Source organism: Bradyrhizobium sp. Ken64 (assembly GCF_055807555.1).
In genome coordinates, this window is record NZ_JBVVPA010000011.1 from 11545 (window position 1) to 32220 (window position 20676).

The 20676-nt window shown below is 61.4% G+C and carries 22 protein-coding genes and 1 pseudogene; 14 read left to right on the forward strand and 9 right to left on the reverse strand.

Annotated elements, in window-relative coordinates; translation table 11 throughout:
- Positions 1-35 precede the first annotated feature (35 nt).
- Positions 36-1061 carry a UDP-3-O-(3-hydroxymyristoyl)glucosamine N-acyltransferase gene (lpxD, locus tag AC0L2F_RS19090; RefSeq protein ID WP_473249429.1) on the forward strand — a complete coding sequence of 342 codons (1026 nt, stop codon included), beginning with the start codon at positions 36-38 and terminating at the stop codon, positions 1059-1061.
- A gap of 263 nt (positions 1062-1324) precedes the next feature.
- Here the strand turns inward: lpxD and AC0L2F_RS19095 are convergent, their stop codons facing one another.
- A complete protein-coding gene (locus AC0L2F_RS19095; protein WP_473249430.1) occupies positions 1325-1783 on the reverse strand; it encodes a hypothetical protein in 459 nt (152 codons plus the stop codon).
- Positions 1784-2216: 433 nt separating this feature from the next.
- Between AC0L2F_RS19095 and AC0L2F_RS19100 the strand changes: the two genes are divergently transcribed.
- Both AC0L2F_RS19100 and AC0L2F_RS19105 read left to right on the forward strand, forming a co-directional pair.
- The gene (locus tag AC0L2F_RS19100; RefSeq protein WP_473249431.1) at positions 2217-2738 is read left to right on the forward strand and encodes an HdeA/HdeB family chaperone; all 522 of its coding nucleotides are present in this window, start codon (positions 2217-2219) and stop codon (positions 2736-2738) included.
- A gap of 493 nt (positions 2739-3231) precedes the next feature.
- Positions 3232-3906: pseudogene (locus AC0L2F_RS19105) on the forward strand (IS3 family transposase); the annotation flags it as partial.
- 43 nt (positions 3907-3949) lie between these two features.
- On the opposite strand, the gene AC0L2F_RS19110 reads toward AC0L2F_RS19105, so the two are convergent.
- Positions 3950-4144: a hypothetical protein gene (locus AC0L2F_RS19110; RefSeq protein WP_473249432.1), complete on the reverse strand. Its 195-nt coding sequence runs from the start codon at positions 4142-4144 to the stop codon at positions 3950-3952.
- Between the two features lie 274 nt (positions 4145-4418).
- Here AC0L2F_RS19110 and AC0L2F_RS19115 point away from each other — a divergent pair, with 274 nt between their 5' ends.
- The 4 genes from AC0L2F_RS19115 (at position 4419) to AC0L2F_RS19130 (ending at position 6578) form a co-directional block, all read left to right on the forward strand.
- A complete protein-coding gene (locus tag AC0L2F_RS19115; RefSeq protein WP_473249434.1) occupies positions 4419-4670 on the forward strand; it encodes a hypothetical protein in 252 nt (83 codons plus the stop codon).
- A gap of 189 nt (positions 4671-4859) precedes the next feature.
- Complete coding sequence (locus tag AC0L2F_RS19120; RefSeq protein WP_473249435.1) at positions 4860-5039, forward strand: hypothetical protein; 180 nt, start codon at positions 4860-4862, stop codon at positions 5037-5039.
- A 287-nt stretch (positions 5040-5326) separates the two neighbouring features.
- Positions 5327-6217: a non-homologous end-joining DNA ligase gene (gene ligD / locus AC0L2F_RS19125; RefSeq protein ID WP_473249436.1), complete on the forward strand. Its 891-nt coding sequence runs from the start codon at positions 5327-5329 to the stop codon at positions 6215-6217.
- A gap of 184 nt (positions 6218-6401) precedes the next feature.
- Entirely contained in the window at positions 6402-6578 is a 177-nt protein-coding gene (locus AC0L2F_RS19130) for a DUF3606 domain-containing protein (RefSeq protein ID WP_106946516.1), read from the forward strand.
- Between the two features lie 1087 nt (positions 6579-7665).
- On the opposite strand, the gene AC0L2F_RS19135 is transcribed toward AC0L2F_RS19130, so the two are convergent.
- On the reverse strand, positions 7666-8043 hold the full coding sequence (locus AC0L2F_RS19135) for a response regulator (RefSeq protein ID WP_473249438.1): 378 nt from the start codon (positions 8041-8043) through the stop codon (positions 7666-7668).
- A 142-nt stretch (positions 8044-8185) separates the two neighbouring features.
- On the opposite strand from AC0L2F_RS19135, the gene AC0L2F_RS19140 reads away from it, so the two are divergent.
- Positions 8186-9337 carry a sensor histidine kinase gene (locus AC0L2F_RS19140; protein ID WP_473249439.1) on the forward strand — a complete coding sequence of 384 codons (1152 nt, stop codon included), beginning with the start codon at positions 8186-8188 and terminating at the stop codon, positions 9335-9337.
- 150 nt (positions 9338-9487) lie between these two features.
- On the opposite strand, the gene AC0L2F_RS19145 is transcribed toward AC0L2F_RS19140, so the two are convergent.
- From AC0L2F_RS19145 to AC0L2F_RS19155, 3 genes are all read right to left on the reverse strand, one after another.
- A complete protein-coding gene (locus tag AC0L2F_RS19145) occupies positions 9488-9736 on the reverse strand; it encodes a hypothetical protein (RefSeq protein WP_473249440.1) in 249 nt (82 codons plus the stop codon).
- Positions 9733-10029, reverse strand: coding sequence for a hypothetical protein (locus AC0L2F_RS19150; RefSeq protein ID WP_473249441.1), 297 nt, complete (start codon positions 10027-10029; stop codon positions 9733-9735). The genes AC0L2F_RS19145 and AC0L2F_RS19150 overlap by 4 nt, the downstream gene beginning before the upstream one ends.
- Positions 10030-10356: 327 nt before the next feature.
- The gene (locus tag AC0L2F_RS19155) at positions 10357-11763 is read right to left on the reverse strand and encodes a tyrosine-type recombinase/integrase (RefSeq protein ID WP_473249443.1); all 1407 of its coding nucleotides are present in this window, start codon (positions 11761-11763) and stop codon (positions 10357-10359) included.
- Positions 11764-12250: 487 nt separating this feature from the next.
- Here AC0L2F_RS19155 and AC0L2F_RS19160 point away from each other — a divergent pair, with 487 nt between their 5' ends.
- On the forward strand, positions 12251-12436 hold the full coding sequence (locus AC0L2F_RS19160; RefSeq protein WP_167552297.1) for a hypothetical protein: 186 nt from the start codon (positions 12251-12253) through the stop codon (positions 12434-12436).
- Between the two features lie 43 nt (positions 12437-12479).
- Here AC0L2F_RS19160 and AC0L2F_RS19165 read toward each other — a convergent pair whose 3' ends face one another.
- Positions 12480-12698, reverse strand: coding sequence for a hypothetical protein (locus AC0L2F_RS19165; RefSeq protein ID WP_007612884.1), 219 nt, complete (start codon positions 12696-12698; stop codon positions 12480-12482).
- Positions 12699-12926: 228 nt separating this feature from the next.
- Here AC0L2F_RS19165 and AC0L2F_RS19170 point away from each other — a divergent pair, with 228 nt between their 5' ends.
- From AC0L2F_RS19170 to uraD, 4 genes are all read left to right on the forward strand, one after another.
- Positions 12927-13205: a hypothetical protein gene (locus AC0L2F_RS19170; protein WP_007612882.1), complete on the forward strand. Its 279-nt coding sequence runs from the start codon at positions 12927-12929 to the stop codon at positions 13203-13205.
- 89 nt (positions 13206-13294) lie between these two features.
- The gene (locus AC0L2F_RS19175) at positions 13295-13708 is read left to right on the forward strand and encodes a DUF3830 family protein (RefSeq protein WP_063995479.1); all 414 of its coding nucleotides are present in this window, start codon (positions 13295-13297) and stop codon (positions 13706-13708) included.
- Positions 13709-14644 carry an allantoinase PuuE gene (gene puuE / locus AC0L2F_RS19180; RefSeq protein ID WP_007612873.1) on the forward strand — a complete coding sequence of 312 codons (936 nt, stop codon included), beginning with the start codon at positions 13709-13711 and terminating at the stop codon, positions 14642-14644.
- 5 nt (positions 14645-14649) lie between these two features.
- Positions 14650-15537 (forward strand): 2-oxo-4-hydroxy-4-carboxy-5-ureidoimidazoline decarboxylase, encoded by an 888-nt coding sequence (uraD, locus tag AC0L2F_RS19185; protein WP_007612871.1) that lies wholly within the window; start codon positions 14650-14652, stop codon positions 15535-15537.
- Here the strand turns inward: uraD and AC0L2F_RS19190 are convergent.
- Positions 15534-18260, reverse strand: coding sequence for a molybdopterin-dependent oxidoreductase (locus tag AC0L2F_RS19190; protein ID WP_473249444.1), 2727 nt, complete (start codon positions 18258-18260; stop codon positions 15534-15536). The genes uraD and AC0L2F_RS19190 overlap by 4 nt on opposite strands.
- Positions 18257-19084: an FAD binding domain-containing protein gene (locus AC0L2F_RS19195; protein ID WP_473249445.1), complete on the reverse strand. Its 828-nt coding sequence runs from the start codon at positions 19082-19084 to the stop codon at positions 18257-18259. Before AC0L2F_RS19195 ends, AC0L2F_RS19190 begins: the two co-directional genes overlap by 4 nt.
- A gap of 153 nt (positions 19085-19237) precedes the next feature.
- On the opposite strand from AC0L2F_RS19195, the gene AC0L2F_RS19200 reads away from it, so the two are divergent.
- The gene (locus AC0L2F_RS19200; protein WP_473249446.1) at positions 19238-20587 is read left to right on the forward strand and encodes an 8-oxoguanine deaminase; all 1350 of its coding nucleotides are present in this window, start codon (positions 19238-19240) and stop codon (positions 20585-20587) included.
- Positions 20588-20676: the final 89 nt, after the last annotated feature.

Consider the following 20676-nt stretch of genomic DNA (forward strand, 5'->3'; position numbering starts at 1 on the left):
ACGCCAGTTCAACTCGCATTGCGGGAGGGGATGTGATGACCGAAACAGTACTAGGGAGCGCAAGGTTCTTCCGGCGAACTGGCCCGCATTCCCTCGCGCTCGTCGCTAGCGCGGCGCGGGGTGTGGCGGACGGACGCGAACTTTTGCTGGAAGGTGTAGCCCCTCTACAAACGGCTCGGCCGAGTGAAGTGAGCTTCCTAGATAACCGACGTTACACTTCTGCGCTGGATCAAACGTCCGCCGGCGCTGTGGTCGTTCACCCTGATATGGCTGCGCGAGTGCCAGCGACAACTGCGGCGATTCTTACGAGCGAGCCCTATGCGGCCTGGGCCCGCGTTGCTGCCCTTTTCTATCCTGTGCCGCCGCTGCGACCCGGTGTTCACCCGTCCGCCATAGTAGCGGATGACGCACACATAGATCCCTCGACAGAAGTTGGACCCCTGTCTGTGATCGAAAGCGGAGTGGAGATAGGGCCGGGCTGTCGGATCGGTCCTTCCGCAGTCATCGGAAGCGGCGTCACCATCGATAGGGACTGCCGGATTGGCGCACATGTGAGCCTTAGTTACGCGGTATTGGGAGCGCGCGTTTACGTATATCCGGGTGCGCGGATTGGCCAGGAAGGGTTCGGATTCGCCTCCACCAGCGGTGGGTTTCTCTCGATCCCCCAGCTTGGGCGAGTTATTCTTGAAGATGATGTTGAAGTAGGTGCTAATTCGACGATTGACCGAGGATCATCGCGAGACACCGTGATCGGCGCTGGCTCCCGCCTCGATAACCTCGTGCAGATCGGTCACAATGTTACTCTCGGCCGCTGTTGCGTCGTAGTTGCACAGGTGGGGATCTCGGGTTCAACCGTCCTTGAAGATTTCGTCCGCGTTGGTGGGCAGGCTGCTATGGCAGGGCATCTTCGAATAGGCCGAGGTTCGGAAATCGGAGCGCAGGCGGGCGTCATTTCGGATCTAGCACCCGGCGCTAGGGTTCTCGGAAGCCCTGCCCAGTCGATAAAAACCTTCTTTCGACAGATTGCCACGCTTAAGAAGATGGCGGCGCACAGAAACTGAAGCAGCGGGCCACAATCGGCAAGGCGCACGACAGACAAGAAGCTCCGCTGTACCTGCGGCCGGAGTCGCTATCCGGCTGCCGCCATAACGGCTGACAAAGCGCGTGCCGCGATCCGTCGATGCGTCCGATTCCGCGATCAACCGAACATCATGAATCGAACGGCCCGCGCAATGCTAGTAACATGGCATGCTGAGTTGTCAGCGGTTCTGAGCTTACATTGCTTGTCCACTTATGTTGCCGCTCGCGGACGGCCTCTGGTCAGTTACAGCCTTAGAAAAATTGCAGCATCCAGATAGCACCGTGCGAACATGTCCTGCAACTTCGGCCCCCGAAGGAAGATCATGCGAGGCGACAACCCACCCCGCGTTGATATCCAATTCCGAACTGGAGCCGGGTACATCAAATACATCGTCCGTGTGGCTTCTGGATTTGTAATGTGGCGTCCACCAGGCCCGAGGTCCCAAGCTGCGTGGAAAGCAAGGTTTGCCTTTTCGGTAACGCAGATCCTGTTTGATGGGACTATCGAAAGCACGATCGTGCAGGCGGAGGCGCACAGCCCATCGATGACCACCGTCTGGCCCGTGTCGTTCAACTGATCGTATCGATCGACGTAATGTCGGATCAAGCCGCCGCGATCATTGGCAATTCTCACCACAGCGTGGCTCTCGCCTGCGCAGAAGAGGAAAATTGCCGAAGCGAGCAACAGCGCAAGTATCTTCATATTTTGCCTCTTCCGACGAGACATCAACTAGCACTAGCGACTATCATCGGGGATCCTGACTGGCGCGAGGTGGAATAGCGGCTTCGCGATGCGCGGCCGTCTTGCCAGAGAATTGTGGCGGATGGCATTCCGATCCAGCTAAAGGCATGAACCCAAAAGAAACTTGCCTGCGGGTGGGGATTGGCATTGATCTAAGTCAATGATTGGCGACCCGACAAATGGCGGAAGGTTTACTGGGATTGGAGGGACATACTTTTGCTTGAGCGGAAATGGCCGGAAGGAGATTGCGTCGCCGGCCTTGATCTAGATCAAGTAGGTCAGTCGCCCTAAGGGCGAATGCCCTTGTAGGCACGGGAGGCGTGTGTGATCACGGTGATCGTGCTTGGTCCGGCAGCCAATCGTCGCTTGGGAGGTCATCACAATGAGGTGCAGATTGCTTCTGCTTGCGCTCGTCCTAGTCTCCTCAACTATCGCCAGCGAGGCGGGCGCCACGACGGCAGATATTCGCAGCATCACCTGTGGTGAATATCTTGCCATGCCGGCTGCACCGTCGAGCAAGTTTTCGGCTTGGATGACCGGCTGGTTTAGTTATGAAAGTCGGAGGACGTTTGTAGATTTTGACCTGCATCGGACAAATGTCACAAGCGTAAGAGGGTGGTGCCAATCCAACCCGAATGCCGGCGTGATGGCAGGGTTGGAAAAATCGATAGGCGTGACCGCAGTGCCTACTGCTACGCTGGATTTTAACAAGATCACTTGCGGAACTTGGTTGGCGTACGGTCCAGCGGATCAAGATTTCGTAAGATACTTCATGAGTGGCTATTACAACGCAGCCGCAAGCAACAGTGTATTGGATTACGACCGCCTGCAGCGGAATTCCGCTGCGGTCGTCGCGTATTGTAAGAAAAACAAATCCCGGACTCTACCAACGGCCATTCAGAACAGAGCTACCTAGGTCGAACCAGTTTGCAGCCAGGGAGGGACGACGGCGCTCCCAAAGTCCCTGTGCCGGGCAGGACGTTTCGGCACGAAGAAGCCGTAGACGCGCGCCAGCCCGCCTCGCTCTGTCAGACCCGGAACGAACGCGTTATTTGCTTCGCCAAGACAAGAACAGCGTCAGTATACTTGCCGTTTGATACTTGGTGATCGTACAATGCCAAAAAAAACAGCGCGAAAGCAGCAATCGTGCATCCTTTTAGCATAAGGGTCTCTCCCACGAAGAGACTGCCAACCGAGCAGGTCTAGATGATAAGGGGCGACGAGTTGCAATGCTCTCGACGTTGGCAATGATCCATTAAGTTTCCGTAAATCAGAACTAGAGAGGCGGGCGCCCCCGATCTGCCGACCAATAGTATCCTCGAAGAACATGCCCCGCTCAAGGCCTTAATAGGCGCCTCAAAACCAACAGCTCGCACAGCGTTGCGGATCATCAGGTGGCGTCAGCATCTCGTTGGAGGCGAGGCGAAGCCCTCAGCGTGCGCAAGCGCCGGGCCCGCCGCCGCGCCGTGGGCACCCGAGCGCCGATACTGGTCGAGGCTCGGCCGAACGCCCGGTGGTCGCTGGATTTTGTCCACGACCATTCCGCCAGCGGCCGTCGCTTCCGGGTCCTGAATATCGTCGATGACGTGACCCGCGAATGTCTGGCGGCCATCCCCGACACCTCGATCCCGGGGCGGCGGGTGGCACGCGAACTGACGGCGCTGATCAATCAGCGCGGCAAGCCGGGCATGATCGTCTCCGACAACGGCACCGAGTTCACCTGCAATGGCATGCTGGCCTGGTCGGAGGAGAACAAGATCGACTGGCACTTCATTGCGCCGGGCAAGCCGATGCAGAACGGCTTCTGCGAAAGCTTCAACGGCCGGATGCGGGACGAGCTTCTCAACGAAACCTTGTTCTTCGGCCTCGATCACGCCCGCGCCAAGATTGCGGATTGGGTCGGCGACTACAACGGCCAACGCCCGCATTCCTCGCTCGGCTATCTGACCCCTGCGGCCTATGCCGCCTACCTCACCGCAACGTGCGATCGGCTGCGCAACCCCGACCAGCTCCGCCGATCGCACGTTGCTCACACCGCGCCAAACGGCGTAACATCCCCCGAGACTCTAACCGCTACTGGGTGAAACTTCAGGGGCAGGTCAGAATCATCAAGGAAGAAAGGTAAGCTTAGGCTCCACGCCAGACGCGCAGCACGCCTTCGCGAAAACCGCCGACGAAATGATCTGACAGGTCCGCTGGCAGCATTTGGCTGAGTTCATTGAACGAGCCGCTCACCAAGGTGGCCAGCTCGTGTGCCGAAGCGTGCTCCGCCCATCGGCGACCCAACTCCAAACCACGTTGCCGCTCAGCTTCAGCGTCCATCGTCTTGAGCTATCCCGCGCTGACCGGCCCCGGCGAAGCTGACCGCGCCGGGGCCTTCGACGCTCTCGCCAATCGTCGGAAGCTTGGGGGCTTGAAAGACTGGCAAGGCGCACCTTAGACAAACAGACCGTCCGTCTTTGGCTAGTGCACTATGTGCCCAATGCCGGTGCGATGCTCCCGCCGAGTGAGAGAGGTACATCAGTAAATCTTTCACGTCCGCCGCCTTGACCGGATGTTCGGCCTTTGTTCTATTGTGGGAAATCCAGGTCTGTCCATGCCCACACTCGAATATCTCCGCTCGGAAATCGAGCGCATGCGCTCGCAGGTCAGTCGCCAGCGCAAGGAAATCCTCCAGCTTCAAAGGGCGGGGTTAACGACCGCCTCGGCTGAGACCCTGCAACGGATGCAGAGCAAGGTTGACGATCTCTGCGCTGAGCGAGACCGGCAGGTGCGGGCTGCAAAGGAAGGCCCGACCTATGCCTCCAGTAAGCCGATAAGGGGCACTCCGGCAAACCGACGGATGTGATGGATAACCCTCGCGGTTTCCACCACCGTGGACCATCCTGGAGGACGACGGACATTGCTTCTCGCCCGCGACGAACCCTCGTTTCGATTAGTGATAGTCCTGTGCCGTGCACGGGTCTGATGCGAAATGTGATCCGACTGCCGCGCCTGAGCGTTTGAGGTTTCGAAACCACGCTTACAAGGTTAGTCAATGTCAGAACGCGATAGCGCTCACCATGACGCCGCCATTCAGTATTTGGCCTGGGCTGTCGAAGAGATTGAAAAATCAGGTAACGAAGAAGCCGCTCGTCACGCTCGGGCTGCGTTGAAGGCGCTTGAAGAAGGCTACGCCATCGTGCAAAGGCGATCTCGCGTCTGCCGGAGCTTCTGAAGAGGTCCCAGTACTAAGGGCGTTCCGCTGTAAGAACGCTTTATCGCATCGCGTTCGCTAACCGTTCGTCTGACGTTCTAGTTGACGTTGAAAATACAACCTGGAATCTCAATCGCGGTTGTATGTGAGAACGCCTGGGAACGGCGCATGAGCCTCGCGGTTGGAGAGTCCTAAGTAAGGTAGGTAGACTGCCCCGCCGTCGGCTCCCCCCACCGACGGCGGGCTTTTTGTGAGTTGCGTTAGTGGCAAAGCGTACCCGAGCACCGGCCAAGAAGCCGCGAGCTTCCATGCCGGGCTTTATCAGCCCCCAGCTTGCGACCCTGAAGATGAAAGCTCCTTCAGGGGCTCAATGGATTCACGAGGTCAAATACGACGGCTACCGCATTCAGCTCCACATCGATGGCGACAGTCGGAAGGCCTTCACCAGGAACGGCCATAATTGGATCGACAGGTTCTCCGTCATTGCCGGCGGCTTTGACCTCGAAGGCCAAGCCATTGTTGATGGTGAGGTAGTCGTCATCCACGAAGAGCGCACCAACTTCTCCGAACTCCAGGCGGACCTGGGCCGAGGCGACCAAGACCGGCTGGTTTACTTCGCCTTCGATCTCCTGTGGCTCGACGGCGTAGACCTCCGCAAACATGCGCAGCTCGCCCGGAAAGAACTGCTGAAGCAGTTGATCGAGGAGAACGGGCTGGAAGCACCAATCTTCTACAGCGAACATCACGAAGGTGACGGGCAATCGCTGTTCGAGGCGGCCAGCAAGCTGAACTACGAGGGCATCGTCTCCAAGCGGGTTGACGCACCCTACCGGTCGGACCGGGTTGAGGCTTGGCAAAAAATCAAGACCGTGCAGCGCGAGAAATTCCCCGTTGTCGGTTTCGTCAAGGACCCCTCCGGCGTCGCCGCGCTCTATCTCGGCAAGCAGGAAGGGAAAGAGCTGCGCTATATGGGCAAGGTCGGAACGGGCTGGAGCCGGACGAAGTCGGCCGAGATTCGCAAGGCCCTCGATACCGTCGTCAGCCCGAAGCAGAAGCTCACCAAGCCGGTCAGGAAACCGAAGGCCACCTGGGTCGAGCCGAAGTTCTACGCCGACATCGAATACCGGGACATCACCTCGGAAGGCCTGCTGCGGGCCAGCTCATTCAAGGGGCTTAGCAAAGGAACGCGGCGTTCCTGACGGCGTTTTCTCCACAGTAAGTGGAGTACCGGCATGCCGGATCGCGTAACCCGAGCGGTAAAAGAAGCCCAGGCCATCCTAGCTCGCTATGTCGAGCCTGGGCCGAGGGACGCCGAAAATACGATCAATGACCTGCTAGCCGTTCTCGATGATGAGCGGCTCGTATGGGCGATGGAGGAGGAAGATGAGCGACAGTCTCACCAAACGGGACCAGCGCGACCGTAGCAAGATCAACATGCATGAAGACTTCGAGGTCAAGTATTGGACCAAGGCGCTTGGTGTCTCAAAGGACGAGTTGCAAAAGGCCGTCGACAAAGTAGGCAATTCGGCCGCCGCCGTTCGCAAACAATTGGCGGTGTAACCGAGGCGCGCGGTATGCTTGCGATCTTTGGAGCAAGGCCGCGCGCTTTTTCATTCCATGTCAAATCCCAACTGTCCCATTCGTCTGCGAGAACAACCCGGACGGGGCTAGAGCTGCCGGTGATCCGTGCGCCTGCAATAGATCGCCGGACATCGACGCGGGAATCGAAGAGCCGGACGCCAGCCACATCATTTCGGACACCTACGGGAAAAGGGAAGCCACTGAGCACGGTGAGGACGGGAAGCGACCTATTTACTGACTGCCTCCGAGCGTGCGCCTCCGGCTTCTCGCCTTCGTCAGTATCACAGGCATCGCTTGGATGAATCGGCTCGACCACGGGGTTATCGTGAGGACACTGGAGACCTGATGCGGCCTCAGCGTCTTGTCGATCCAACGATTGTCAGCGTGTTCGTTCAGCAATCGGTTGAGTTCACCACAATAGAGCTGACGCCAGTTTGCTTTCAAGTTGGCGAGGCGTTCGAGGTCACGGTCTGTGAAGAATGACATAGTGATGAAGAGCCTAGCTCAGATTGCGGTGGACGGGGTGGCCGGCACAATCGGACGGACCGCTCATCCATTCGGCGGATAGGACAGCCGCTTCACGCTACGGTCGCTTGACGCAGATCAAGGCCGTTATCCGAGTGCCGCCAAAACGACCGTCCCAGCGGCGCAGGCATGCAAAGGCATGACCGGACGCATCCCGTCGGAGCCGGTTTCCGCATGGCACAACTGCATATTGCCGAGCGTTGATCTGCAACAAGACATGCCGAAATTGCATATCCCGAGTGTCACCCGGTTGATAAAATCCGTGCATGGATGGGGGCAGGGTTTACCGCGCGAACTATGAGGATTGCCGAGCGGAAGCTAGTAAGGCTACTAGCGCGTCCAGCAAGGCGCAGTGGCTGTTGTTCGCCGAAGAATGGTTGAAACAGGCGGAAGCAGCCGAAGATCAACAGCGCCGAGAAGCAGCAATCTCTGTAGTTGCTCCAGCAAGTAAGGTCGACGCGAGTTGCGCCGATCCAGCGGCGATGTTCGCGCGATCAGTTCTCGAGGTACCCTCCAGCCGCTCAGCCGCGAAGCGGAGGGCCTAGGTGCCGGCGCTGACGTCGAGGATGACTTCGAGAATTCCTTGAGCGCTATAGGGTTTTCGGATAAATCGGCCGCCCGAAGGCAAGTCGTCGGGGCCGACCTTCGTCATTCCAGACGTAGCAATGATCTTGATTGGCGGCCAGCGGTCGCGAACCGCAGCGGCCAGTCTGAGGCCGTCCATCGAGCCCGGCATTTGCACGTCCGTAAATACGACTGTGATGTCGCGTCGGCGCTCCAGAATGGCGATGGCTTCATCCGCGCCGTTTGCTTCAATCGTTTCAAACCCGGCTGCCTTGATCATATCCACGGCATCCAAACGAATAAGGAGGTCATCCTCTACAATCAGCACAACGGGTAGCTTAATATCTGTTTTCAAAGCATAAATGCCTCCAGCCAACCTAAGCTCTGCCGGCTCGGATAGTTCCCCCTCTGCGAGTGTGCGGCTCGCTTATCCCGAAACAGTAGACATCGCTGTCTGTAAAGGCCACCATACTGGCCACATAGATATCAGAGAAATCGTGCAAGCTGATCTGCATAGGGCTGAAGAATCTCGTCTTGCTGCCCTCCGGCGGTATGGCATCCTCGATACTCCACGAGAAGCTGACTTCGACGAAATCGTGAAGGTCGCGTCCGCCATCTGCGGCACGCCAATCTCTGTCATCAACTTGATCGACTACGGCCGCCAATGGTTCAAGGCGGAAGTCGGATTAGGCATCCGGGAAACGCCGCTGGACAGCTCGATCTGCGCGCACGCGATCTTACAGCCGGACCTGTTTGTCGTACCCGACACCACGCTGGACTCGCGTTTCGCGGATAATCCGCTGGTCACGGGCGACCCGCATCTGCGGTTTTATGCCGGAGCGTTGTTGGAGACGCCTGATGGCCTTCCGCTAGGTACCGTTTGCGTGCTCGATTACAAGCCACGGGAGCTTAATGAGACTCAGAGGGCTTTCTTGCGACTGATGGCCAATCAGGTGATGAAGTTGCTTGAACTGCGCCGGATTAGCGCTGCCGAACACGCCGCCAGAGTCGAAGCCGAAGACCTGCTCAACGAAAAAGAGACGATGATGCGCGAAGGCGATCACCGGCTCATGAATTCATTGCAGCTCGTCCAGTCAATTCTGGCACTTCAGAGCCGCAATGCCGCGAGCGAGGAGACGAGGGCTCAGCTCGATATGGCCAGCAATCGTGTGCTCGCCATTGCAACCGTCCACAAGCAGCTGCACTTGACCGGCAGTCATGAAGAGATCCAAATCGATACCTTTCTGCTCAGGCTGTGCGAAAGCCTCAAGCACACAGCTCCGGCACAGATAACTGCGATCAATGTCGATGCGGAAAACACCAGAGTTCCGTCGGATGTCGCGAGCGGACTAGGCCTTTTGGTCGCGGAGTTGGCCACGAACAGTTTCAAGTATGCTTATGCTCCGGGTCAGCCGGGGCCTGTCAACGTAAGCTTCAAAACAAATGCGGGCGGATGGGCTTTGGTAGTCTCTGATCAGGGGCGCGGCTTGCCGGCAGGATTCGACATCGATCAGAGCAAAGGCTTCGGCATGCAAGTCGTGAAAGCATTTGTGCGGCGACTAGATGCAACGATGACGATTTCTTCTCGCCCAGGATGTACCGCATTCGAGATTGTCGGCCAGACCAACGGCCAGCAGTCCGCTCCTTGACCCACATCTCCGACTCCGTCCGGCTAATTAGCCTCGTCGTGTCGTTGTTTGGGTCGACTACGTCGTGGGTGCGGAGCGACCTATCGCCTCGCACTATCGTTGCGACTTCACATATCGGCTCGTCATTGTCAGTTTTCGCCGTCTCGGTCATCAGCAGGCAAGCCATCTGAACGCCACCGCGCCCCGCCGTGCGAAGTCGATCAGCGACAGCTCGGCGCGCCAATCGTTGCGCCCCTTGCTCCAGTACAGGTACAGGTGCGGTTCGTAGTAAAGGCCTTCCTCATCCGGGTTTATCGCCGCATCGGGGATCACGACATCAAACCGAATGTCGGTTGCGTGAATGATCTTGTTGCAAGCCTCGCGCAGCGTGAGCACCTCGACCGTTTTTGGATCGGTCACCCAGTTCGGAAACAGTTTCCCGCAATCTGATCTCTCGTCGTTCGTTGGTCTCTGGGACGCTGATCGAAACGGATGCGCAAGCCAGTGGCACACGAGATCAAAATCCGTGTGACTTCGGACTTGAAAAAACCTCCCTGCATCATCGCGATGACGGGCGAGGTGAGGCCGTGTCTCGCCACGTCGCGAGAGGCCATAACCATGCAAAGCAGCCGGTAAAGATCGAGCACGAATGCTCCCGGCTCAATGGCGTGGGGCTGCTTCTGGTTCGTGAAGTAGAGGTCTTCTTCCGCCATCGGTCACCGCTCTGGCGGCGGCTGCACCGACGCTGCGCCGGCCGGCGGCACTGACGGGACAATTGTCCCGGCAGAAAGTGCGAGCAGGATCATCGTGGGATTCGTCATCCGCTGATCGTAGCGCGACCGTTGCGCCCGCCGCTAGACTTCACCGCGATCCACAGTAACTCATATAATTTTCTCGCGGACCGCCTCCGGATCGCGACACAAATGTGGACATTGCGGCACCATGGCATTGATATAACTATGATTTTAGCGCCCATTGACTCCCTGCAGGGGAAGAGGCCCGCGAGAGTGACCGGGCTCGGAGTCGGTGCGCCTAAGCAATTAGGCGGCGAGCCGTTGCCCCTCTTTTCCTTGGGCATTAGCGACAGGCGCGCCAACGATCCGCCGCAGCTCGGTGGCGATTCCGTCCAGCACCGCCCGCTTTTCTTTCATCCGTCGGGAGTGGTTGTAGACCTTGCCCGTGACGGTCGGCACGATGGTGTCACCCTTCTTTGTCACGGCGTGGTCAAGGCATTTGGCGATGGCAGCATCGTCAAAGCCGAGATCGCCGGCCAACGTCGCCGCCGTTCGCCGCAGATCGTGCGGCGTAAACGGCTTGAGGCCCAACAGCTCGCAGAGCCCAGGCGTCTTGGTCTTGTCCTCGTTCTTCTCGTATTTGGTGCCGCGCAGCGCGTCGGCCATCGCTTTGCGGTGGATCGGCTGGCCCTTGTACATCGGGCTTTCGAACACAAACTGCTGGTCGGTGGACGCCAGCGCCTCCTTGATGATTTCAACCGCCAGATCGGACAACGGCTGCTGGATCACGCGCCGCTTCTTCACTCGCTTGAGGGGCACGTCGAAGCGCGGGTTGTCGCCATTGAGGTCGAATAGCTCATCCCGGTGCGCACTGAGCAGTTCACGCGAGCGCAGCATGGTCACGAGTTCGAACTTGAGCGCCAGCCGGGTCCGGCGGTCCCAGGGCAGGTCCTTGCGATCAAGACCGTGCCAGAAGATCCTGATCTCATTCTCCGACAGGACGCGGGTGCGCGGATGTTCCGGATCGAGCTTCGGCAGGTTGACGCAGGGGCTGGCTGTCGCATAGTCGCGGCCTGCCTCCGCCGCCCAGTTGAACAGGCCCGAGGCCGCCTTGCGCATATGACGCGCGTTACTGACCGAGGGCTTGCCGAACTTCCCCGCGACGATATCGTTCGAGAGTGTCGCAATGTCGTGCTTGGTAACCTCCATCGCCAATTTTTTGCCGAGGCGGGGCCGGATGAAACGGTGGAGGTGGCTTGCCGTGTTCTCCCAGCTTTCCAGCCGGGGCCGCATCTCGCCATCCGGCTTCTTGACTGGCGTCTTCATCCACTCGATCCGCTCCTCGATGATCTCGGCGACGGTCTTGCCGCGCCTCGCTTTTGCGGTCTTCTGGTCGCGGAAGGTTTCGGCGAGAGCCTCGGTACCCAGTCCCTTGAGGCCGTAGACCCTGCTGCGGGCGTCTTCGACGGTAAAGGTCTCGGCATTGTAGACGCCGAGCCAGCCGGTGCGCTGCTTCCCGGTCTGGCGGTCGGTGAACTTGTACGAAAAGGTCGCCACGCCCGCCGCCGTGATGCTGACGTACAGACCAGGGCATTTGCGGTCGTAGAGCTTGGCTCGCTTGGCGACCCGCTTCTCGCACAGGCGGTCGGTCAGGATGACGCTGCTGTTGCGGCCGCGCTTGCGGACGGGGGAGGGGGCGATGCTACTATCCATTTGGTTTCGGCTCCTAAGGCTTGGGACCAAAGGGCTCGGCTCTGAGGCTTTCAGTTTGTCGTGCGGACGCTGAAAGACTTAGGGCCGGGCCCTTAATTTGGTGAAGCCCGCTGAAACAGCCTGCATCAGGGTAGTCCAAAGGCGCTTGTTTTAAAGTCTTTTGTTAGTTTCGGCGTGTTTCACCGAGTACCAAAATATAGACGTGTGGTCCTGGCCGTCGTTGCTACGGTCAAGCTCTTGCGGATGCGGCATGCGCGTCAACCGGCGCGGTGTCGGCGACTTTCGCTGGGGTGAGGGAGGCCAAAGAGAACTCGGCTCCCGGGAGAGCACGGCATAAGCCGTCCAACCATCGCGCAGGGAAGGCCGAGTGATTGGCACCACCTGTATGCTGCTGTGCGGTTTTCCTGCGTGTGCTTTTCGCGCAGCGGACCGCGGGTGCGAGGTCAGCACCCGGCCTTCCCTGCGCCCTCTTGGACAAGAGGGTGAAATGACGAAGCAAAACTCGGGCGAAACGCGCCGCGAGGACGCGAATGCGTGTATGCAATTAAAATGCGAGCTGGAAGAGTGGCGCTGCCGCCTCATACTCCGTCATTGCGAGCGCAGCGAAAGCATTCCAGAAATGCATCCGTGGAAAATGTCTGGTTTGCTTCGTCGCAAGAGCTCCTCGCAATGACGACATGGAGGCACTTTCGGTTGATCGCGCTAGGCTTCCGGCATCACCGTCCCGCTGGTGCAGACATCGCGCCGTTGGAATAGCGCGACCAGTCGGGCCCGGTCGGCTGCGATGGCCAGAGCGCGGCGTTGGAATCGCGCACCGACTGGGTGATGGGATGGGGTTGCGCCTTGCGGACATGACGGCGGTCGTTCGCCGCGGCAGTCTGGATGGTGGCGGCGGCAATCAGCGTCGCGCCGAGAATGATGAAAGTCTTTTGCATTGTTTCTTTCTCCCGTGACGACAGCCCGGCTGTGAGATGTGTGTTTTGTGTGGTCGCCGTCGCGGCTGACATGGCGACGCGCCTAGCCGATATCAGCGCTCGCGACATCACATTGGGGCGAGCCAATTTTCTAGCCTCGGCTAAATATTCGGCAATCGCGCCCGTGGCACCGATGGACTTGACCTGCGCAATCCGGTTCAATGGGCCAAATTTGGTTTTCAGGCGACAATGATGTCGAAATATCTGCTTGTCCTTCTGCTGATCGCCTCGCCGGCCGTGGCCCAGGTCAAGCTGACCCCAAAAACATCGGCGGCGCATCCGGACCCCTGCGTGCCGATCGGGCGGACCGCGGACGGCAAGCTGGTCTACTCCATGAAATGCGAGAATCTGCCGGTGCCGCCTCCGCCGCCGCAGGCAGAACTGAGGGAGGCGCCGCAGCCCGCCGCCGAGCCGGAGCCCGAGACGCGGCGGAGTGGCGTTTTCGGCTGGTCCTACGACCGCAGGTAACGGGCCGCGCCCCTTGCGCGAAGCCCGACGGAATGCTCTTTGCCTGAAAATTCCCCGTGGGGCCATCGCCCCCGATCCAGAGAGATGAGATGACCAAACTCGTTATCCGTGCCGGCGACTTCACCTTCGATGCCCGTTTCGAGGAGCAAGCGGCGCCCAAGACTGTCGCCGCGTTCCGCAAGGCGCTGCCGTTCGAAAGTCACGTCATCCACGTGCGCTGGAGCGGCGAGGGCGTGTGGATGCCGCTCGGCGACCTCGATTTCGGTGTCGGCTACGAGAACCACACCAGCTATCCCGCGCCCGGCCAGATCATCCTCTATCCCGGCGGCATCAGCGAGACCGAGATCCTGATGGCCTATGGCGGCGTGCACTTCGCGAGCAAGATGGGCCAGCTCGCCGGCAACCATTTCATCACGCTGACCTCCGGCCTGGAGAATCTGGCGACGCTCGGCAAGAGCGTGCTGTGGAAGGGCGCGCTGCCGATCCGCTTCGAGGAAGTCTGAGTGACTGGTACCCGCTACCCGCGCGATCTCCGCGGCTACGGCCGCAACCCGCCGCACCCGCAATGGCCCGGCAACGCGCGGGTCGCGGTGCAGTTCGTCGTCAATTTCGAGGAGGGCAGCGAAAACAACATCCTGCATGGCGACCCTGCCTCGGAAGCGTTTCTGTCCGACGTGCTCGGCGCACAGCCCTGGCCCGGCCAGCGCCACGCCAACATCGAATCGATGTTCGAATATGGCTCGCGCGCCGGCTTCTGGCGGCTGTGGCGGATGTTCAGCGAGCGGAAGTGGCCGACCACGGTGTTCGGTGTCGCCACAGCGCTGAAGCGCAATCCGGAAATCGTAGCTGCCATGAAGGAGGCGGGCTGGGATATCGCCAGCCACAGCCTGAAATGGATCGAGCACAAGGACATGACCGAGGCGCAGGAGCGCGCGGAGATCGCGGAAGCGATCCGCGTCCACACCGCGGCGACCGGCTCGCGGCCGCTCGGCTGGTACACCGGGCGCTCCTCGATCAACACAAACCGTCTGTTGATGGAGGAGGGCGGCTTCCTCTATCTCAGCGATTCCTATGCCGACGATCTGCCCTATTGGCTCAAGGGCGCGAGCGGCAAGCAGCTCGTCATTCCCTATACGCTCGACGCCAACGACATGCGCTTCATCAATCCGCAAGGATTTGCCGAAGGCGAGCAGTTCTTCACCTATCTGAAGGATGCCTTCGACGTGCTCTATGCCGAAGGCGAGAGCGCGCCGAAGATGATGTCGGTCGGCCTGCACTGTCGTCTCGCCGGCCGCCCCGGCCGCGCGGCGGGGCTGATCCGCTTCCTCGACTACATAGGCAAGCACGATCGCGTCTGGGTGCCGACGCGGTTGCAGATCGCACAGCATTGGCACGACAAGCTCGCGCATCTTGCCGCCGACGCATTCGAGATCGAGTGAGGACGATGTCGCAAATATCCCTGTCTGATCTCAATGCCGCCGATGAAGCCGATTTCGTTGCCGCGCTCGCCAACGTCGTTGAATATTCGCCGTGGATCGCCGGGCAACTGGCCGCGAAGCGGCCGTTCGCCGGCATCAACCAGTTGCACGCCGCGCTGATGGCGGCGATCCAGAGTGCCGAACTCGACGTGCAATTGGCGCTGATCCGGGCGCACCCGGATCTCGCCAACAAGACCCAGCGCGCGGCGGGGCTCACCGCAGAATCGACCGACGAGCAGAACAGCGCCGGCCTCGATCGGCTGTCGGAGGCCGAATACGCGGCGTTCGAGCGCGTCAACAATGCCTATCGGGCGAAGTTTGACATCCCCTATATCGTGTGCGTGCGTCGTCACACCAAAGATTCCGTGCTGCGCGATTTCGAGACGCGGTTGCGCAATATCGCCAAGACCGAGACGCGACGTGCGATCGAGGAGATTGGCCGCATCTCGGCGTTGCGGCTCGATCAACTCGTCGCAGCCGATGACAAGCTCAAGGTCCATGGCCGGCTCTCGACCCATGTGCTGGACAACCACGCCGGCAAGCCCGCACCGGGCATTCCGGTCGAGCTGGTCGAGCTCGCGAACCTCGGCGAGAGCCGCGTGATAGCGCGCGCGGTGACCAATGCGGACGGCCGCACCGATCAGCCGCTGATCGGTGGCCGCCCGCTGCCGATCGGCCGCTACGAGCTCCGGTTTAGCGTTGCCGAATATTACGCCGAGCGCAACGTGCCGCTCACCGACCCGCCGTTCCTCGACGAGATCCCGCTGCGTTTTGCGATCAGCGAGCCGGAGAGCCACTACCACGTGCCGCTGCTGGTCACGCCGTGGAGCTATTCGACCTACCGCGGCAGTTAGTTACCGAACTTCTCGTGCAGCGCCGGAAACAGCCGGTCCGGCTTGAAGGGTGGCGCCGTGAAGCGAATGCCGGTGGCATCGGCAATCGCGTTGCCGAGCGCGGCGGCGACCGGATTGTACGGACTCTCGCTCATCGACTTCGCACCCAACGGTCCGATGGTGTCCAATGTCTCGGCGAAGAAGACCTCGGTACGGGGCACGTCGGCGAAGGAGGGCAGATGGTAGTCGCGGAATTTGGGGTTGGTGACGCGGCCGTCCGCGTCGATCACCATCTCCTCGTAGAGCGCGGCACCGAGCGCCTGCGCGACACCGCCTTCGACCTGACCGCGGCACTGCATGGGATTGGCGACGACGCCGGCGTCCGCCGCATGCACGCTCCTGAGAATCCGGAGCTCGCCGGTGCCCTTGTTCACCGCGACGCGAAAGCCTTGCACGTTGAAGCCGACCGAACGCGGCGTGCCGCCGGAATTGCCGGCGCCTGCGAACGGCTGTCCGCGTTCGCGCGCGAGCTTTGCCAGCTCCATAAAGGACATCCGCCGCACGCCACTGACGACGGCTTCGCTCTCGAGCGTGCAGCTGCCGACGTCGCAGAGCCATGCGCCGGCGGCGGCCGCCTTCAGCTCGGTCGCAAGCTGCATGGCTGCCGCATGCGTCGCCTTGCCTGCCACGAACATGCCGGCGCTGCCATAGGCGCCGGTGTCGTGGCCGCCATGGGCGGTGTCGGACTGGCGCAGGCGGATCCGGTCGACGGTGGTCGCAAGCGTCGTCGCCGCGATCTGCCGGTGCACGGTGCTGGTGCCGTTGCCGAATTCGGCGGTGCCGACGGTGAGGTCAAAGCCGCCGTCGTCGTTGAGCGCGATCCTCGCATCCGCGAGATGGCCCGCCGGGGGTACCGTGTCGATCATGGTCAGCGCGATGCCCTCGCCGATCAGCCACTCCGGCGACAGGCCTGGCTGCGGGCCATCAGCCTGCATCGCGCGCTCGACGAGGTCGAGGCATTGGTCCAGCCCGTAGGAGCCGTAGTGCACGTCGTGAAATTCCGACGGCGGCGGCGATACCATGGGGTCGCCGGGCTTGACGACGTTGCGCCGGCGCATCTCGTAAGGGCTGACGCCGAGCTGCCTGGCCAGTTCGTCGATCGCGGCCTCGACCGCAATCAGTGTTTGCGGCAAGCCATAACCGCGAAACGCGCCTGCCGGCACCGTATTGGTGTAGACCGCGTGGCCGTCGACCCGCTTGTTCGGGCAATTGTAGACGCTGATGGATTCGGCCAGCGAGTGGAACATCACGGGGCCGGCGTGATTGCCGTAGGCGCCGGTGTTGGAGAGGACGTCGAGCTGGAGCGCGGTGAGCTTGCCGTCCGCGTCGGCCCCCGCCTTGACGTGGACCCGCATCGGATGCCGCGTCGAGGTTGCGATGAACTGCTCCTCGCGGGTGAGCTCCAGCTTCACCGGCCGCCCGGTCTTGAGCGCGGCGAGCGCCAGAATGTCCTCGACGAACATCTCCTGCTTGCCGCCGAAGCCGCCGCCGACGCGCTCGCAGAACACGCGGACCTTGTCCATGGGAAGCTCGAAGATGTCAGACAGCGCGCGCCTGGTCAGGAACGGCACCTGCGTCGAGGTGCGGACGTTGAGCACGTCCGAAGCATCGAGCCAGGCGAGACCGCCGTGGGTTTCCAAAGCGGCATGCTGCACACGGTGACTATGGAAGGTGCCCTCGAAGGTGGCGGCGGATGTCGCGAGCGCAGCCGCCACGTCGCCGAATTCGCCATGCGTCTCCGCGGCGAGGTTGCGCTGGGCGTCGGCAACGCGGTTCGCAGTGGTGCGGTCGGGATGAATGACAGGCGCGCCGGGCGCCATCGCCTGCTCCGGATCGATCAGCGCAGGCAGAAGCTCGTAGCGGACCTTCAGCCGGCGGCATGCGTCCTCGGCGGCGGCTTCGCTGTCTGCGACCACGGCGGCGACCTTCTGGCCGATGAAGCGGACGATGTCGTCGAGGACACGGGTGTCCTCGGGATCCATCCAGTCCTTCTCGTGCCGCGCGGTCGAGAGCAGGATCGTGGGCGCATCCTCATGCGTCAGCACCGCGTGGACGCCGGGAACGGTCAGTGCTTCCGACTTGTCGATCGCGACGATCCTCGCGTGGGCGTGCGGTGAACGGAGCAGCTTGATATGCAGCAAGCCGTCGATCTGCGTGTCGAACGTGTAGCGCGCCTTGCCGCGCACGATATCGCGGCCAGCTGGTGCCGGCAGGCTGCGGCCGAATGCGGCGCCGGCCTCGACGCTCTCCTCGATGTTGGTCTTGCCGAGCAACGCATCCTCGATCGATCGATACCCGGTGCAGCGGCAGATATTGCCCTTCAGCGCCACGCCGAGATCGGTGCGCTGCGCCTGGTTCAGCGAGGCGCAGGTCAGGATCATGCCGGCGGTGCAGAAGCCGCATTGAAAGCCCTGTGCGTCAAGGAAAGCCTGCTGCATCGGGTGCGTGCCGCCGTCTCCGCCTAGACCTTCGATCGTGGTGACGGCACGGCCGTCGGCGCGAAATGCCGGGATCAGGCAGCTATGCACCGGCTCGCCGTCCAGCAGCACGGTGCAGGCGCCGCAATCGCCGGCGTCGCAACCCTTCTTCACGCCGAAATGACCGAGCTCGCGCAGGAACGTGCGCAGGCACTGGCCGGCGCGGGGGCTCTGCGAAAACGGCTTGCCGTCGACCTCGAAGCTCATGACGACGTCGCTCCGAGGAGTTCGTCGCGGATCTCTTCGGCAAGCCGCAGTGTCATGTGCTTGCGCCAGAGCGGCTTGCCGTGGATGTCGGTGTGGTACAGATCGTCCGTGATCTGCTGCGCGATGGCGTCGCGAAATGCTTTCGCCTCGGGGGCCTCGCGAAAGGACAACCGGATTGGCCGCACTGTCGATGCGGTGACCGTGAGCGTCAGCGTGCCATCGGTATCCAGGCTGCCGATCAGAAGCGCCGCCGAACGGCCGACCGGCGCCAGCGAGATCTGGCGGAAGGCAGTACGACGCTTCAACGCGGCAATCGGAACATCGATCTGCCGGAGCAGGTCCCCCGGCGCCAGAAGGTTGCGTTGGTTGCCGGTGACGAAGTCGACGACGGGCATCATCTGTTCGCCACCGCCGGCCTTCCAGATCGTGCAGACGCCGTCCAGCGCAGCCGTGAGCGAGATCATCGGTCCTGCCGGCAGCGACATGCAGAGATTGCCGCCGACCGTCGCCGTCTTCCAGATCTTGAACGAAGCAAGGAAGGCGCGGCAGCACTGATTGATCAGCGGCGCCGCGAACCAGTCGCGTGGGCAGACGAATCCATCGAGCTGCGCAACGGTGCAGGTGGCCGCGATGCTGAAATGGCTCTCGGTGACCGTCAGCGCCGGCCATTTCAGGTCGGTGAGATCGATGAGCCGAGTGAGTTGAACTTGCGGCTCCGAGAACAGCCAGGTGCCGCCCGCGAGCCAAGCATCACCTGGCGTCCAAACAGGCAGCTGCGCGCGCGTTTGCGGATGGGCGACCGCTGTGATGGTATTCAAGTCCATGACGACGCCAACGCTTCCAACGAGTGAATCGAACCAGGAGAAAGTCTTGCAAGACGAGCGCCAAGTCGCAACAACAAGTCGCAGCAAAAACGCAATCAGGCCGGCCCCTGTCGTGCAAGCCTGTCGTCAGCGGATGTGAGGAGAAGCAGGTTGATGAGCAACGCAAAGCCGATCTGGATCAGGGATCCCCTGGCTATCCTCGCCGATGGCGCCGAGCGCGGGATCGTGGTGAAAGGCGGCCGGATCGTCGAGCTGGTGCCGGCCGGCGCTGCGCCCGCAACCGCTGACGTCGCGGTGTTCGATGCTAGCGACCACGTCGTGCTGCCGGGCCTCATCAACACCCATCACCATTTTTACCAGACGCTGACGCGGGCGTTGCCGGCGGCGATGGACCGCGAGCTGTTTCCCTGGCTCCAGGCGCTCTACCCGGTGTGGGCGAAGCTGACGCCGGATGCGCTCGAGCTCGGCGTCACGGTGGCGATGTCCGAACTGCTGCTGTCGGGCTGCACCACCACGACGGATCATCACTACGTATTTCCGGCAGGGCTCGAAGACGCCGTCGATATCGAGGTGGCGGTGGCCAGGCGGCTGGGCGTGCGCGTACTGCTCACGCGCGGCTCGATGAACCTGTCGCAGCGCGACGGCGGTCTGCCGCCCGATAGCGTCGTGCAGGATGAGGACACCATCCTCGCGGACAGCGCGCGCGTGGTCGCCAGGCACCATCAGCGCGGTGCTGATGCGATGGTGCAGATCGCGCTCGCGCCTTGCTCGCCCTTCTCGGTGACGACATCCCTGATGCGCGCCACCGCCGATCTGGCCGAGAAGCTCGACGTGCGCCTGCATACCCATCTTGCCGAGACCGAGGACGAGAACAAATTCTGCCAGGAGATGTACGGCTGCCGTCCGCTCGACTATCTCGAACAATGCGGCTGGCTCAATGCGCGGACGTGGCTCGCCCACGGCATCTTCTTCAATGCAGACGAGATGAAGCGGCTCGGCAGGGCGAAGACAACGATCAGTCATTGCGCCTGCAGCAACCAACTCCTGGCCTCCGGCTGCTGCCCCGTCTGCGAGATGGAGGAGGCCGGTGTCGGCATCGGCATCGGCGTCGATGGCTCGGCCTCGAACGACGGATCGAACCTGATGCAGGAGGTGCGGGCCGCGTTCCTGCTGCAACGTGCCCGCTACGGAGTGACGAAGGTCAGTCACAAGGATGCGCTGCGCTGGGCCACCAAGGGCTCGGCGGCCTGCATCGGCCGGCCGGAACTCGGCGACATCGCCGTCGGTAAGACGGCCGACCTCGCGCTGTTCCGGCTCGACGAGCTACGCTTCTCCGGCCATGGCGATCCCCTGGCCGCACTTGTGCTGTGCGGGGCGCATCGGGCTGACAGAGTGATGGTGGCCGGAAAATGGGCCGTGATCGACGGGACGATCCCGGGGCTGGATGTGGCAGACCTCATCCGCCGCCACAGTTCGGCGGCGCGGGCCATGCAGGCCGGATAATAATCAGGCGAAAATTGAAAGAGGGGGCGACCACAAGTGCCGGGTGCTTCTGGCCACCCCCTCCGAACCTGTTCCGGGAGGAGCAGGTG

Coding starts and splice junctions, on each gene's coding strand:
- lpxD (WP_473249429.1), top strand. CDS start 36: ATGACCGAAACAGTACTAGGGAGCGCAAGGTTCTTCCGGCGAACTGGC.
- AC0L2F_RS19095 (WP_473249430.1), bottom strand. CDS start 1,783: ATGAAGATACTTGCGCTGTTGCTCGCTTCGGCAATTTTCCTCTTCTGC.
- AC0L2F_RS19110 (WP_473249432.1), bottom strand. CDS start 4,144: ATGGACGCTGAAGCTGAGCGGCAACGTGGTTTGGAGTTGGGTCGCCGA.
- AC0L2F_RS19115 (WP_473249434.1), top strand. CDS start 4,419: ATGCCCACACTCGAATATCTCCGCTCGGAAATCGAGCGCATGCGCTCG.
- AC0L2F_RS19120 (WP_473249435.1), top strand. CDS start 4,860: ATGTCAGAACGCGATAGCGCTCACCATGACGCCGCCATTCAGTATTTG.
- ligD (WP_473249436.1), top strand. CDS start 5,327: ATGCCGGGCTTTATCAGCCCCCAGCTTGCGACCCTGAAGATGAAAGCT.
- AC0L2F_RS19130 (WP_106946516.1), top strand. CDS start 6,402: ATGAGCGACAGTCTCACCAAACGGGACCAGCGCGACCGTAGCAAGATC.
- AC0L2F_RS19150 (WP_473249441.1), bottom strand. CDS start 10,029: ATGGCGGAAGAAGACCTCTACTTCACGAACCAGAAGCAGCCCCACGCC.
- AC0L2F_RS19155 (WP_473249443.1), bottom strand. CDS start 11,763: ATGGATAGTAGCATCGCCCCCTCCCCCGTCCGCAAGCGCGGCCGCAAC.
- AC0L2F_RS19160 (WP_167552297.1), top strand. CDS start 12,251: ATGACGAAGCAAAACTCGGGCGAAACGCGCCGCGAGGACGCGAATGCG.
- AC0L2F_RS19165 (WP_007612884.1), bottom strand. CDS start 12,698: ATGCAAAAGACTTTCATCATTCTCGGCGCGACGCTGATTGCCGCCGCC.
- AC0L2F_RS19170 (WP_007612882.1), top strand. CDS start 12,927: ATGATGTCGAAATATCTGCTTGTCCTTCTGCTGATCGCCTCGCCGGCC.
- AC0L2F_RS19175 (WP_063995479.1), top strand. CDS start 13,295: ATGACCAAACTCGTTATCCGTGCCGGCGACTTCACCTTCGATGCCCGT.
- uraD (WP_007612871.1), top strand. CDS start 14,650: ATGTCGCAAATATCCCTGTCTGATCTCAATGCCGCCGATGAAGCCGAT.
- AC0L2F_RS19190 (WP_473249444.1), bottom strand. CDS start 18,260: ATGAGCTTCGAGGTCGACGGCAAGCCGTTTTCGCAGAGCCCCCGCGCC.
- AC0L2F_RS19195 (WP_473249445.1), bottom strand. CDS start 19,084: ATGGACTTGAATACCATCACAGCGGTCGCCCATCCGCAAACGCGCGCG.
- AC0L2F_RS19200 (WP_473249446.1), top strand. CDS start 19,238: ATGAGCAACGCAAAGCCGATCTGGATCAGGGATCCCCTGGCTATCCTC.